18 protein-coding genes and 2 pseudogenes are annotated in these 13,587 nt (G+C 41.5%); 2 read left to right on the top strand and 18 right to left on the bottom strand.

All coding sequences use genetic code 11. The features are described 5' to 3' along the window. The 5 genes and pseudogenes from ATH33_RS00215 to ATH33_RS00195 all read right to left on the bottom strand — a co-directional run. The coding region (locus ATH33_RS00215) for a SurA N-terminal domain-containing protein (protein ID WP_211330145.1) at positions 1 to 298 on the bottom strand (298 nt) is incomplete at its 3' end. A 211-nt stretch (positions 299 to 509) separates the two neighbouring features. Continuing rightward, complete coding sequence (locus ATH33_RS00210; protein ID WP_121873917.1) at positions 510 to 1,667, bottom strand: glycerate kinase; 1,158 nt, start codon at positions 1,665 to 1,667, stop codon at positions 510 to 512. Between the two features lie 22 nt (positions 1,668 to 1,689). Continuing rightward, complete coding sequence (locus ATH33_RS00205) at positions 1,690 to 2,952, bottom strand: GntP family permease (RefSeq protein WP_037996400.1); 1,263 nt, start codon at positions 2,950 to 2,952, stop codon at positions 1,690 to 1,692. A gap of 158 nt (positions 2,953 to 3,110) precedes the next feature. Then, the gene (locus tag ATH33_RS00200; RefSeq protein ID WP_037996486.1) at positions 3,111 to 3,533 is read right to left on the bottom strand and encodes a hypothetical protein; all 423 of its coding nucleotides are present in this window, start codon (positions 3,531 to 3,533) and stop codon (positions 3,111 to 3,113) included. 66 nt (positions 3,534 to 3,599) lie between these two features. After that, a pseudogene (locus tag ATH33_RS00195) lies at positions 3,600 to 3,949 on the bottom strand (winged helix-turn-helix transcriptional regulator). A gap of 355 nt (positions 3,950 to 4,304) precedes the next feature. Here ATH33_RS00195 and ATH33_RS13450 point away from each other — a divergent pair. Then, a complete protein-coding gene (locus ATH33_RS13450) occupies positions 4,305 to 4,451 on the top strand; it encodes a hypothetical protein (protein WP_156473352.1) in 147 nt (48 codons plus the stop codon). A 29-nt stretch (positions 4,452 to 4,480) separates the two neighbouring features. After that, positions 4,481 to 5,275, top strand: coding sequence for an SDR family NAD(P)-dependent oxidoreductase (locus ATH33_RS00190; RefSeq protein ID WP_121873916.1), 795 nt, complete (start codon positions 4,481 to 4,483; stop codon positions 5,273 to 5,275). Positions 5,276 to 5,317: 42 nt separating this feature from the next. Here ATH33_RS00190 and ATH33_RS00185 read toward each other — a convergent pair whose 3' ends face one another. The 13 genes and pseudogenes from ATH33_RS00185 to ATH33_RS00120 all read right to left on the bottom strand — a co-directional run. Further along, positions 5,318 to 5,941: a DMT family transporter gene (locus tag ATH33_RS00185; protein WP_121873915.1), complete on the bottom strand. Its 624-nt coding sequence runs from the start codon at positions 5,939 to 5,941 to the stop codon at positions 5,318 to 5,320. Positions 5,942 to 6,300: 359 nt separating this feature from the next. Further along, positions 6,301 to 6,828, bottom strand: a complete 528-nt coding sequence (locus tag ATH33_RS00180; RefSeq protein ID WP_121873914.1) for a hypothetical protein — start codon at positions 6,826 to 6,828, stop codon at positions 6,301 to 6,303. Continuing rightward, positions 6,816 to 7,385 (bottom strand): hypothetical protein, encoded by a 570-nt coding sequence (locus ATH33_RS00175; RefSeq protein WP_037996395.1) that lies wholly within the window; start codon positions 7,383 to 7,385, stop codon positions 6,816 to 6,818. The genes ATH33_RS00180 and ATH33_RS00175 overlap by 13 nt, the downstream gene beginning before the upstream one ends. Positions 7,386 to 7,423: 38 nt before the next feature. Further along, a complete protein-coding gene (locus ATH33_RS00170; protein WP_037996393.1) occupies positions 7,424 to 7,846 on the bottom strand; it encodes a hypothetical protein in 423 nt (140 codons plus the stop codon). 502 nt (positions 7,847 to 8,348) lie between these two features. Beyond that, positions 8,349 to 8,984 carry a DUF4241 domain-containing protein gene (locus ATH33_RS00165; protein ID WP_121873913.1) on the bottom strand — a complete coding sequence of 212 codons (636 nt, stop codon included), beginning with the start codon at positions 8,982 to 8,984 and terminating at the stop codon, positions 8,349 to 8,351. A 102-nt stretch (positions 8,985 to 9,086) separates the two neighbouring features. After that, a complete protein-coding gene (locus tag ATH33_RS00160) occupies positions 9,087 to 9,455 on the bottom strand; it encodes a tetratricopeptide repeat protein (RefSeq protein ID WP_138615188.1) in 369 nt (122 codons plus the stop codon). Between the two features lie 89 nt (positions 9,456 to 9,544). Continuing rightward, the gene (locus tag ATH33_RS00155; protein ID WP_121873911.1) at positions 9,545 to 9,967 is read right to left on the bottom strand and encodes a hypothetical protein; all 423 of its coding nucleotides are present in this window, start codon (positions 9,965 to 9,967) and stop codon (positions 9,545 to 9,547) included. 702 nt (positions 9,968 to 10,669) lie between these two features. Next, entirely contained in the window at positions 10,670 to 10,909 is a 240-nt protein-coding gene (locus ATH33_RS00145; protein WP_037996385.1) for a bacteriocin immunity protein, read from the bottom strand. 341 nt (positions 10,910 to 11,250) lie between these two features. Further along, the gene (gene cdiI, locus ATH33_RS00140) at positions 11,251 to 11,583 is read right to left on the bottom strand and encodes a ribonuclease toxin immunity protein CdiI (RefSeq protein WP_156473350.1); all 333 of its coding nucleotides are present in this window, start codon (positions 11,581 to 11,583) and stop codon (positions 11,251 to 11,253) included. A 65-nt stretch (positions 11,584 to 11,648) separates the two neighbouring features. Next, positions 11,649 to 11,786 carry an EndoU domain-containing protein gene (locus ATH33_RS00135; RefSeq protein ID WP_082813579.1) on the bottom strand — a complete coding sequence of 46 codons (138 nt, stop codon included), beginning with the start codon at positions 11,784 to 11,786 and terminating at the stop codon, positions 11,649 to 11,651. Positions 11,787 to 11,857: 71 nt separating this feature from the next. Further along, positions 11,858 to 12,322, bottom strand: a complete 465-nt coding sequence (locus tag ATH33_RS00130) for a DUF600 domain-containing protein (RefSeq protein ID WP_121873908.1) — start codon at positions 12,320 to 12,322, stop codon at positions 11,858 to 11,860. Positions 12,323 to 12,628: 306 nt separating this feature from the next. Next, a complete protein-coding gene (locus ATH33_RS00125) occupies positions 12,629 to 13,189 on the bottom strand; it encodes a hypothetical protein (RefSeq protein ID WP_121873907.1) in 561 nt (186 codons plus the stop codon). Positions 13,190 to 13,227: 38 nt separating this feature from the next. Beyond that, a pseudogene (locus tag ATH33_RS00120) lies at positions 13,228 to 13,587 on the bottom strand (hypothetical protein); the annotation flags it as partial.

Raw genomic sequence — 13,587 nt, 5'->3', positions numbered from 1 at the left:
CTACTTTTTCCTTGGTCCAATGGATGAACTCTGAACCTTTCTCGCTGACCCACTCCCAGCCGTCTTTGAAAAATTCGGTCGTCTTGTCCCAGAATCCTTTTTCTTCAGCCTGCACTTCTGTGTTATGGATCGGTTGTTGCTTTTGCGGCGCGGGAGTGTGTTCAAACTGATCGAAATCTTCATTCACCTTGGGAACATCAAATCCCCCGGGTTCGGCATAACCCGTGCCGCCAACCAATGCGAATGACCCGGCCAACAGAATCAGAAGGACAAAAAACGAGCGCAAAAACCTGTTCACGCTGTCAAAACCTCCCGTGAAACCTTTTCGTTGTTGATCTTTGGTTCCCTTCAATTTTTTTATAGCATTAAAAGGATACCGAATGTAAGTTCTTTTTTCAAGATAATTTCAATATTCTAAAAAATATCTAAAAAAATTTTACTTCCGAACGTAAACATCTTAATCACTTGGAATAATCAATTTACACCAAAAAATAAAAGCACGGAAACTTTTAATCAGCCCCCGTGCCATCAACCATCTGTTTCAAACGGATTAACCTGGCCAGGTTCCCGGCCAATTGCTCAGTGTACTTCTCCCCGTTTAAAAGGGCCGTTTCCAACGATACGGTTCCCGGCACAATGGAAAAAAGGGCATCGATCCCGTGCCGGTACACCGCATCACAATTTTCCCCGAGCATTCCCGCAATACCGATCACGGGGATTCCGTATTTTTTGGCTCGTTTGGCAACGCCGACAGGGGTTTTTCCATGGATGGTTTGGCCATCGATTTTGCCTTCGCCGGTGATGACCAGGGAAGCTTGGACCATGTGTTTATCCAGTTGCACCGCTTCAGCCACCACATCGACCCCGCGCTTTAACGAAGTGCCCAAAAAAGCAACCAGTCCGGCGCCCAGTCCCCCCGCGGCTCCCGCTCCGGGGATCGGGTCAACATCGATTCCCAGTGTTTCCTTTACCACTTGCGCATAACGGGCCAAGTTGGCATCCAGGATGGCCACCATTTCCGGGGTCGCTCCTTTTTGCGGCCCGAACACGGCGGAAGCTCCCCGCTCTCCGGTCAACGGATGATCCACATCGCATGCAACTTCAATGTGCACTTCTTTTAACCGGGGGTCCAGCTGACTCAGATCAATTGAATCAAGCTTGCTTAGTTCCCCGCCGCCAAATCCCAGCGGATTTCCGTCCTTGTCCAACAATTTGGCTCCCAGTGCTTGGGCCATGCCGGCCCCTCCGTCATTGGTCGCACTGCCGCCGATGCCGATCACAATCCGTTTCACCCCTTGGTCCAATGCGGCCCGGATCAATTCCCCCGTTCCTTTTGTCGTGGTCACAAGCGGGTTTCGCTTCTCTTTCGGAACCAGATGAATACCGGAAGCCGCCGCCATTTCGATCACGGCCATTTTTCTGTCCCCGGTGATCCCGTAAAATGCCTCCACTTCGGTTCCCAACGGCCCGGTGACCGTTTCTTTTCGGATTTCCCCGCCGGTTGCATCCACCATAGACCGGACGGTGCCTTCCCCTCCATCGGCCATGGGGACTTTGACATATTCGGCATCCGGCATCACCTTTTGGAAGCCTTTTTCAATGGCACAGGCCGCTTCCATGGCGGACATGCTTTCTTTGAATGAGTCGGGAGCGATGACAATTTTCATGATTCCACTTCCTTTTTAAAAATTACGGAAAGATCTTGAAAACGCCGAAGATCAAGGTGGAAACGATGGTTAACATAAGCCCGATGAGAGATTCGTATGGGATCAATTTCATCCGTTCCTTGATTCCCATCATCACACTGCCTCCGGTGGCATGGAAAAAGCTTCCGTGCGGCATATGGTCAAAAACGGTCGCACCGGCATGCACCATCGCCGCAGCTGCCAGTCCCGCCACGCCCATTTCCATCATCATCCCGCCAAACACACTGCCCGCTGCAACCGTACCGGCTGTGGTCGATGCAGTCGCCGCTGACATGAATGCCCCGGAAAACGGCGCCAATAAAAAGGCCGGGAGCCCGGCAGCCGTCAAAGCCTGAATAATCACATCCGACAAATGAGAGTTGGAAATAATCCCCGCCAAGGTTCCGGTACCAAGCAGCATGATGGCCACCCCGGACATTTTTTCAAGTCCGGCAATGGCATACTGATTGATCTGTTTGGCTTTCCCCATGATGAGAGCCCCGGTGATTCCTCCAACCGGCAAGGCAACCATGGGATCCATTTCAATCCCGGCCAGCGGGCGCAACGAGAGCAAGATTATGGCCGTAAGCGGTGCCACGATTGCCGGAAGCAACTTCGGAAGCCCGGTTTGGGCCGGATCCGAAAGACCGTTGAAGGACACCGGACTTCCCTTGCGGGAAATCTTACATGCCGTGATGTACGTCACCAGGATGCCAAAGACAGCCGGAATCACCCCGGCGGCCATCACCGAGGTTAAAGAAACGTCAAATGCTTCGGCTGCTGCGATCGAGTTGGGATTGGGCGACATCAGATTGCCTGCCTTCCCGCCGCCGATCATGGCAATCAGGACGCCTGTTTTGGAAAAGCCGACCCGGCCGGCTATGGCAAGAGCAATCGGTGCCACAGTGATCACCGCCACATCAATGAACACCCCAGCCGCAGTGAGCAGCATGGTTGCAATGGCCAGAGCCAACAGCGCTCTTTTCTCCCCGATCCAATCCACCGTTTTTTCGGCAATGGTCGTTGCCGCTCCGGACTCCATCAAAACTCCGGCCAGAACCCCCGCCGCCAAAATCCGGAGTGTTGCCGGAATCATTCCTTCAGCTCCTTCCATCATCAATGAAACCGTGTCAGGGAGAGATGCCCCGCCAATCCATCCGCCGGCCAACGCACCGGCCACCATCCCGTACGCGGGCGGCACTTTCCGAAGGATCAAAATCACTGACATGACAAGTGCAATCATGGCTCCAAGAGCACTGACTTCCATTCCTGTTCATCCCCTTGTCTGTCCTTGGTTTTATTCCCATTGTACACGGTTTCATTTATAAAAACATTTCAGATTATCATGGTATTTCGCTTTTTGTAAATAAGCACCACTGAAAAAACAAAGCAAAACCCCATCTTTTACACATGGGGCCTGTTTCATTATTCACCTGCCTTGGAGTCACACGCCATGACTTGAACCTTTGGAGGAAATTCCGATAAAACCTCAATCACGTCGTTTGGAGTGATAAAAACATAATGCTCCACCTCTCGCGGATCATAAATTCCTATACTTTGTTCAATAAACCATGTTAAATAGGCGGAATTCTTCACTTTAAACATCGTCCATCGGCTGTAAAAAGGATCGCGATATTGTTCATCCAATTGATACCAGGTTTTCAAAAGCGATCCTTCGTCTGTGTTCCGATAAGACAGCACACCATTTTCAAACCAAACCCTCACCTTTCTTTCATGGTTTTCATCACTAAACTCCAACAGAACCCCTTCATGATGATCCAAAAACGAATCATTGCACAGCCTTGCCGGAATTCCGAGGATTGGCTCCCATCGCTCCCAACTTTCCATGAAATCTTTCTCCCCTATTTTTTTATTCAAAGGATGGATCAGATCCATGCATCGTTCAATCCCTTTTTACTTCTCCACTTTTTTCTTTGCTTTGCACTTGATATATTCTTCTCCCACCCTATGCACAAACATCTGGTCCAAATCCGCCTTTATTGACCAACCGAATTCATTGAGTTCACAAACCTCTTTCGGAGACACTTGGTTATAAACAATACGGTGGATCACACCGTCCTTTTCCAATTCGCGCAGTAGTTGGGTCAACATTTTTTGCGAGATCTTCGGCATGGCTCTTTTCAATTGCTGGTCCGCATCGGTCCCCAGGTCAAATGGCAAAGGATGACGGTTTTCCATTTTCCGCTGACCACTTTCAAGGGCGCCTCAACCGGGATATTATAAGATTTCTCTTCCGTTTTCACAGTGATCCTCCTCCCTTCGGATCGCCAATGCTACTTCTGTTTGATACGGTTACCCAAAAACGCCTGTGTTACCGAGAAGTATCGATATCACTAAAAAGTTCGCACTTCCAAAAAATAAGTATAAGTTACATAATAAGTGTCAAGGCGGCCGAGAACATTCGGCATCCGGACCAAGCCGTTATCATCAGCCAAGATCAAGGAGAGGATCAAAAAAGAAGCCTGGGAAACAGTAACTTAAAGGCTTCTGTGATTCGCTTCGGAGCTTGGGCAGCCGGAAAAACATCCTGTACAAAAGCCTGATAAAGTAGGGAAAATTCGCACTATTGCTCTGTACCACAAACCGACGGCACACGCCGTGAACCGGCTTTTGGCCAAACCGGCGGTAACCACCGTGATTACCCGCGCCAAGAACAAAGCACAAGTGTTGCAAAATGTTGCCTCGAGCCAACGGAAACTGACCCGCGAAGATATTGCACGGCTCGACAACTTGGCCGCCGTCTGAACAACACAAACAAGAAAGGGGAATGATCCATGGACCTCTTTTTAAAGGAAAAAAAAGTGCTCGTGACCGGTTCCACTTCCGGAATCGGAAAAGCAACCGCCCGACTGCTTGCTCAAGAAGGGGCCACCGTCCTCATTAACGGGCGCCGGGAAGAAAAAGTGCAACAAGTCATCAAAGAGATCCAATCTTCCCATCCCGAAGCATCACTGGAACCGGCCGTTGCCGATTTGAGTTCTGAAGCCGGATGCAACGAAATCATCCAAAAGCATCCGGAAGTCGATATTTTGATCAACAACCTCGGAATCTTCGAGCCGGCTGATTTTTTTGAAACCGGAGATGAAGAATGGCAAAAGCTGTTTGAAACCAATATTTTAAGCGGGCTTCGTTTATCCCGCCATTACCTCAAAGGAATGCTTGAGCGAAATGAAGGAAAAATCCTCTTTATTTCCAGTGAAGCTGCCATCATGCCATCTCCGGAGATGGCCCATTACAGTGCAACCAAAACCATGCAACTGTCGATCTCCAGAAGCTTGGCGGAATTAACCCGGGGAACCAACGTGACCGTCAATACAGTCATGCCCGGATCCACGCTGACCGAAGGCGTGGAAAAACACATCCAAAAGCTATACCAAGGAGAAACCATGTCTTTGGAGGAAGCGGAACGTCGGTTTATGGGCGAACACCGGCCGAGCTCCCTGATTCAACGGCTGATCCGCCCGGAAGAAATTGCCTCTTTTGTGGCATTTTTGTGCAGTCCCCGTTCCTCGGCCATCAATGTCGCTTCGCTCCGGATCGACGGCGGGCTGGTTCATACCATTTTTTAAACTCATCAATACAGGGCAGTCTGTCCGAAAGCAGCACTGCCCTCATATGATCTTTCCTTGCCGGTTAATCAAAAACAAACCGGCAATAATAAAAACCATTCCCAAACCGGCCATAAACGACAGTTGATTTTTAAAAATGATGTAATCCAGCAGTGCGGTGACCGGCGGGACAGCATACAACAAGCTGGTGACATTTGTCAGATTTCCTTTTTGGATCATAAAATACATCATCATGGAAGCGCCAACCGAGATCACCAACGCCATCCAAAACAAACTGATCAAAAAGGTGGAGTTCCATTGAACATGCCATCCTCCAAAAAACGGGAGAAACATTGAAACAACCAAAATACCTCCGGAATATTGAATGGCCATGTTGACCGGCTGACTGATATGAATTTGCTTTTGCATAAATGTACCGGTTGCGATACAGACCAAGCACAAAATGGCGCTGATTAAGCCATATAAAGTGAAGTTTGGCTTTGTGATATTATCAAAAACAACCAAAATCAATCCGCTTAACCCTAAAAAAAGCCCAAACCACTTGGTTTTGTTTTCCCCCAAAAAAGCTGTAATGATTGGTTGTGCACCCAAAATAATTGCCAACATTCCCGGAGACATGTGTTGATCCAGTGCAAAAAAATAAAAAATTTGGTATCCGGCTTGCAACAGAAGCCCCGTAACTATAATGTACCCCCATTCTTTTTATCGTTTTCGGGTAAATGAATCGGCTCATCAAACAAATGCCCCAGAGTAATGCCGTTGATAAAAGAAAACGAAGAAACACAAATGTGAAAGGATTGGCATACTCCAAACCGAGTTTGACGAAAATTGCTCCACTGCTCCATGTCAAGATAAAACTGACTGGCAAAACCCATTTCCAACTGTTTAACGCTTGTAAAGGGAGAGGTTGCAATGGAATATTCTTTTTCACCTTCACTCACCTCATTAAGGTCATAGAATCCAAAAATATTTCCTTACCGGCAACCTGTAAAAAGAAGCAGTGCTTTTTGCGCACTGCCCGCCCTTCACTGATTCAAAATCCCTCGCAAAGTATGAATTTGGTTCAATTCGTATTGATAATCACATTGCTCCTTAAAACATTCTGTCATCGTTTGAAAAAACATCTCTGCCCCATCCAACAATGCTTCCAAAAAAGCTTTTTTCGGCAAGACAGCTTCCACTTTGTCATTGGCTTGCAACCGGTAAAGGACCCAATCCTTTGAAATCGATTGAATGGACAGCTTGACGGGTTGATCCGGAAATAACGTTTCTCCTTCCCCGGTTTTTACCACCTGTTCCATCACATCGAGAAGATACCCCCACAATTGGTCAACCAAATCCCATGCATCCACATCCAACAAAATCTGATCCGAATCCAAATCAATCAATTCAATGGCGCCATGAATATAATGGAAATCGATCTCACTTTTCATCCCGATTAACTCATCCGCATTGCCGATTGCCACAAAGTAATCATTTCTCTTTTGCTTTAACTGTTTTAAATCAGTGATCTCTTTTCCAGGCTTTAGAATCAACGAATTTACATAGAACAATTAATCCACCTACTCTTCAGGATAAAATTGGCCCACTCTTCCCCTGCCAATATCAGCTCCGGATTAATGTGTTCCAATTCCTGAACATATTGTTGGCATTTGTTTATCGCTTCTTCTTTCAATTCTTCATAAGTGATTTTTTCATTTATAAATTCATATTTATAATATGGTAATGGTTTGGTGACGACCGTTTCACGAATATCAGATAGTTTTTCTGACGGAACGAAAATGGCCCCTGCATAGAGATGGTTCGTTTGCTTTTCTCTTTTAAATTCGATGAATACCTCCAATGCATCAATATCACTCACCGCCACGTAATCATGCCCTTCCAAGAGTTGCACAGCTTTCAACAAATGACAAAACCAAATCGTTATTAGATCCCATCCTTCTTCACCAGGACGAAGTTCATTTTCATGGTAAGTTTCGTCATTATAAGCTTTATCGTTAAACCGAATCATAAAAAAACCTTCGATTTCTCCCCAGTCATCAAATTGGTATCGGTCCAATGTTTTCAGTTCATCAAAGTCTTCGATAATTCGATATTTAATTTCAACCACTGCTTTTCACATCCTTGCTGTGTGAGAAACAAAAAACATTAAACCAGCGACAAAAGATAATTTAATAATTCAGGTTTCTTATGCAGATAAATATAGGATTGCGGAGCAGAAGTATTAAATTCATTCTTCAAAATTGTCAAATCAACCTCTTTCTTCAACGGGTGTATATTTTTAATTGGCAGAGCCATTCTCCCCGGTTTTTGTCCATGAATAAATTCTTGGACACCAACACCTTCATGACCGACCAAATCTTTTGGCTCCCAGATGGGTTCATCCAACTCAAGCAAGGCTTTTATTGCACCAATTGGCTTTGTAACATAAATAAAAGCATTTATTTTCTTGTTTGGGAACCGGTTTCTGAATTCATGCTTTTTCTTCCCTGCCATAATCAGTTCATAAAACTGTGGCTTTAAACTAATTAAAATGTATTCTTTTTCATCAAAACGTGTTGATTGTTTCACTCAATTCCCCTCCAATTAAAAAAACGGCCTAAATCCAGAGAAATACGATTATCTTGATTGCCGGGAGCTAAACCAGACATTGATCAGTTCCCATCCTTCTTCACCCAAACGAAGCTCGTTTTCATGGTAAGTTTCGTCATTATAAGCTTTATCGTTCAATCGAATCCCTCGATTTCTCCAATCATCAAAGCGGTATCGGTCGAACGCTTTCAGTTCATCCAAGTCTTCGATGATTCAATATTTGATTTCAACCACTCTTTCCTCTCCCTGCCGTCCAAAGTAACTTGGTGTAAGCTTATATGTTCCGTTAGAATGAAAGTGATAATTTCCTCTCCTTCTGTAGTTGTATATGTACACTTCATAGTTATTGGACGACTGCTCTTTCTACGTACCAAGAGTGATAAAATCCGCCAAAATCTTCATTCATGCACTGCTCCGCTCCTTGTGACAAAAATCCGAACTGCTTTTCGTTATGCAGTTCGGATTAATGAATTTACCTTTATTATTCATCTACAAATAGTCCAAAATCTGTTACCAAACAGCAAACCTCATTATTCTCATCATATCCCCAATAAGAAGGATAAAACCCATCACCCAATCCGCTTTTAAAAGCAATGATATTCAGCGATGAGTCTATTTCAAAATTACACCAATCTCTTGTAGGTGCATAATTTTTCTCCATTTCTGCCAAAAGGAGATCTTCATACTGCGGGTTGCCATCCAAAATGCTAATATATTTTCGAAAAGTTTCTTGGTCTGCAAAACTGCCCGTGCCACTATTCACCGGATACCCATAGATCTCATCTTCTTCCAATTTGCTTAAATCTTGTCCATCTAATAATGCCATTTCCCAACGAATGGCCCGGCTGTTTTTGAATTTGATTTTTGCAGCTCCTATTCGTTCGTCACCATCATCGACATAATGAACAATATTTAATATCACAGGGTAATTTCCTGAAGGAATTTCTTTAACAAATGGATCTGTGTCGGGTAAAAAAGGATCACATGCAACAATTTTACCTGAAGGCAGGTTTAATGTTCCTATGTTAATGTTTTTGGTTTTTCCTTTTCCTATACTTGTCTCAAATATCACATCATCTTGAAAAAAGTAGCAAAAATCCGGCACCTTGATTTTCATCAAACTCAATCCTTTCTACCAATCATTACCACTAAGCAAACTTGAAATTATACTTCCCACCCGCAGTCCCTCTTTACCATAAAAAATCTCCGAAACCCTTACTTATCCCGGCTTCTTTTTTTCTTTTACATTCCTTTTAAAAAATGTGATTTGGCTTTTTCTTTTTGATTTTTTATGAAGTAATTTGTATAGATCTTCGTCAATCTCACGATAAATGTAATTCTGCATTCGCATCAAAATCAAAAGGGCTTCCAAACAGTCCGGTTTCACTTCGACAGCCTTTCTTAAGCAATTGATGCTTTTCTCAAAATCCCCAATAGGTGGCTCGAAAACCAATACACCCAACCGGACCCATGCTTCCACATCATCCGGGTATTTTATTAAATGCTGATCCAAAAATCTTTCAATTTCTTCTTCATGGACACCTTCTTCATTTAATTTGGTGATCTTCTCCGCTAAAGATGAATTCATTTCAAACTCACTCATTAAGAAAATCCAAGATCAATCACTTTTTTTCACCGGCCTGATTCGATCAGTGTATTCCCTTTTCCTTATCCAATTTAATTAATGCCATCACTTATTCGTTTTGCTTTTTTTTGAAATAAACCATATATATAATCTCCTTTTCGTCGATCTACACAGGCTGTTACCTCAGTCAATGGGCAAATTGGATCCAATCCTGAAATCAGAATAACCGGTAATTCGTAGTACACATTATCCGGATCATCTAAAAAAAGTTTCCACTTGCCATTTAAATTTTTTCGATATACTTGCCCTACGTATCGTGCTAAAGAATCTAACTTTCTTTTTTCAGTTTCCTTCAGAATATCTCCCACTGTGGGATATGTTTTTAAAATCCACTCTTCTAACCGAAGTAGTGATTCCGGACTATAATCAAGCATCAATTGTGCAGGCATTTCTTCAATCAATTCATCGAGCCTGTCTCCCATTTCCATCAACCAATATTGAAATAATCGGTTCATTGTTTCCCTCCTGATCTTTCATGAACCTCTTTCTTGTATAGCCAAACCTTGTTCATTTTCCAAGAACTATTTCTTTAAATAACGATCCATCTCTCTTCCCAACAGCAAATGATCTTAAATTCCTTGTCATCGCGATCATTTCTTATATTCTTTGTCCAGTATAAGTATTGGCTTTTCTTAAATAAACAAGTATTCTTTTCTGCGGGTCTGGGGAATCAGCTCAATCTTCCTGATGAGTCTTGCATAAGGAACATGTTCCTTCATTTTTTTCATGACCTCTGGAAGATTCTTCAGTTTATTCAGTCTGATCAAGACGGAATATTCTCTGAAATTTCTTTCCTCCCAATCCTCATCCACATAATTGTAATAAATTTTGATCCTCCCCAAGTTCCGCTTTATAGTACTCATCTCTCAATAACTGCTTTCACGATACTCGAATTGAATTTTTAAGGCTTTTTCCAAATCGTTTTTAACTGCCCGCAACGATTTGTCAGCTACACCATAAAATCATATACTCATACATCATAATCACCTGACCCCCATTATACTTGGCCAACCGCTCATGACAAGGGATTGGACATGACATTCTTGCTAAATCAGCATATCCTATTTTTCAAATTAAATCATTTGATCAACCAAATAAATTTTAGGGTCATAAAATAGGAGTCATTCTCTCAAAATGACTCCAAAATCCAAATACTATTAATCATCACTTGGCGGAGGTATAATAATTGGCTGATATCTTAGTACCTTTTCAACGATTTCTTCTGGAGTAAGTTTATTATCACTCCAATAAATCAACCTCATTAATTCTTTAAAATCAGGTACTGATTTTTCCAATAATGACAAAATCTCAGTCTCTTCTTCTTCAGAGAATTCTACATTGATTAGCTTTCTAACTGTAACTATTAATTCTTCTTTTGATTTGATGAATTTGTCCATTGTAATCTCCCCCCTCTTCTTAGCGCCCAAAGCGGTAATTGCCGCGTTCTTCCAATTGATGTTTAATTTGCGGGAAAGAGTACTGGCGGCATGTTTCCAAAAGTCTTTAGTAAACACTTTTTAACACTTTTTGTACGGGGGGCAGTTTTTCAAGCAAATCGCTTCCTTTCCGCCAGTTGTTTTTGGTTTTACTTCATTTTCTCCTTGGATTCAAATTCACTTTTGTTCAAACAAAACCCCCCCAACACTGCACATGCAGTTGGGGGCTCTGTTTATTTTTCTTTATAGCAATTTTAAAAAGCCAAGGGGCATTGTCATCTTCGACAACCTTATGCTTAATCTTATATTCCCCAGCTTTCCTTGATTTCCTTTAACAGTCGGGTCACTTCTTCTTTTCTTTTCGGGTGACTTGAAATATACTCTTGTGCACGTTTATACACATAAGGATAAAACTCCTTAAAGTCCATGTATCCGATGGTATCTTCCTCAGCAGCCGGATAATACATGACCAGAGCCACTTCATTTTCTTGACAACGGAAACGTTCCCATTCATCAAAACTTTGCCGAAATAAAATCATCACTTCTTCTATACCAAAACCTCTTTTGTTTTTAAAGTTGTTTAAACAATCCACAAAATTAAAATTTCCAACCAAACTAAAAAAATGCTGATACATAATTCTTTTTCTTCTATCGTTTCCATGACTTTATAAGTTTCTTCTTCAAAATTGCACATTTCTCATTACTCCTCAACAAACACTGGATAAAAATTTTTTATTTTCCCCTGATTATCAAGATAACCAACAAATTTCATTCCATTATTGCTATATCCTTCGACTGTTCTTCCTTTAATTCTTTTATTAGATAATCCTTCAGCCATGGCTTCTTTTCCCCATAGAATATCCGATAAATTTTAGGATCATAAACAGTCAAACCTTCTTCAATAAAGAATCACCTTTGATTTGCTTTCTTCACTTCCTCAAACCAAGAAATAAAAATATCTGGTGGAGCTAGCTCTTTGGTATCAGACCAGACTGGATCATACTGATATCTTGCTCGAAGTTTATTCTCTTTAGCATTATAATGAATTTTGATTTCAGTTGGCATATCTCTGTTAAATTCTTGACACTTCTTGTGAATCTCCTCTAAATAACCCAGTCCGATTTTAAGCATACTCCTTTGTCTTTCTCTTGAAACATCAAACCTTTCACGTTGTCCCTCTTCCAATGTTTCGTTTAACCGGTGTTTATGAACCACCTTCCCGTTCATTTTATAAAACACGTTAAATGAATACATTTTATCTTCATAAGAGCAGTAAATATAAATCCCATCTGCTTTATTATCTGCATACTCTGCACAAATAGCCACTATTTCACCCTGTAACTCCGAAAAGTAATCTTCAAATACTTTTTCCATAAATTAATCACCCTTATTTATACCTCTTCGTATTACTGCAATAAAAGCCTAAATTGGCCCGAAACGAAGAAACAACCGCATCAGCCAAAAATTTTTCAGGGGTATATTCCACCCTTGGTATTAAAATACATGCAGGAATTCCCATATTACTTTAACTTCCTTATTATCTAACATGTACTAACATGTACTACCTTGATTTTACTCACAAAGCCTTTATCTGCATAAAAATGTTACATACAAAAAGCAGCCCGCTATTACAGGCTGCTTAGGAATGAATCACAGGAGAATTGTTTGCTTTCTTCACTTCTACACATTCTTTTTTAAATAATCCAAGATGACTGAGCGATCTTCTTCGGCTTGTTCATAACCTTTGTCATAAGCATAGCGAGTTACTGTTTCTTTAGATAAACCTAAAATCATCTGTTTATAAAATTCCGTACAACCTTGAACCAATGCGAGAAAAAATTCTTTTTTAGGTAAACACCAATTTTTATCCTCAATTGAAAATAAAACAAACCCTTTATGCAATATTTTCAAATTCATTCTTACCGGCTGATCCGGAAAGTAATATGTACTTTCTTTATGTTCAATAGCCTCTAAGGTTAAATTGAGAAGATAATCCCAAAGTTGATCAATTAAATCCGAATAATATTCTGATAGAACAGGTTCATCATAATAGCTTAATTCAATGTAACCCTCTAAATAACGATGATCCAGATAAGGATCTAATTTCTTCAACAAATCCGTGTTTGTGACCTCAATGGCTTTTTCCTTTAATGAAGGAACTACTATAATTCCTTTTGATTCTAATATATCTGGATCCGGGATGTTTTCCGATACAAAGATATAAGATCGGACTTTGAACATAAAACCCAACTCCTTATACCAAGATATCATTATAATTTTTATTCTACTTTTGGATATAATTGACCAACTAAACGAATTATTCTTCCATTCGAATTATTAATTTCTCTTACAAAACCTACTACATATTTAACCCCATCGATACTTATTTCTTCATTTATACCTAATTGAAATTGTGATCTTTTTTTAGCATTTTGACTAATAATTTCTTTTTCTTGCTTGATAATCTTGTTTAGTATCTCTTCAACATCCTCGGCTGTCATTCTGCTTGGAAATAAGGTATTTTGGCTTTTGTTTTTCCGTACATTTGGATTAAAGTACTTTGGATGATGACTTTCCAATATATGTTTCATTGCATTTTTGTCTAAAGAAATAAATATATTACTATCAACTTGAACGGT

This window comes from Thermoactinomyces vulgaris (genome assembly GCF_003688725.1).
Classification (GTDB): domain Bacteria; phylum Bacillota; class Bacilli; order Thermoactinomycetales; family Thermoactinomycetaceae; genus Thermoactinomyces; species Thermoactinomyces vulgaris.
Note: the sequence above shows the minus strand (reverse complement) of the source record. Positions and strands in the feature narration are given on the sequence as shown.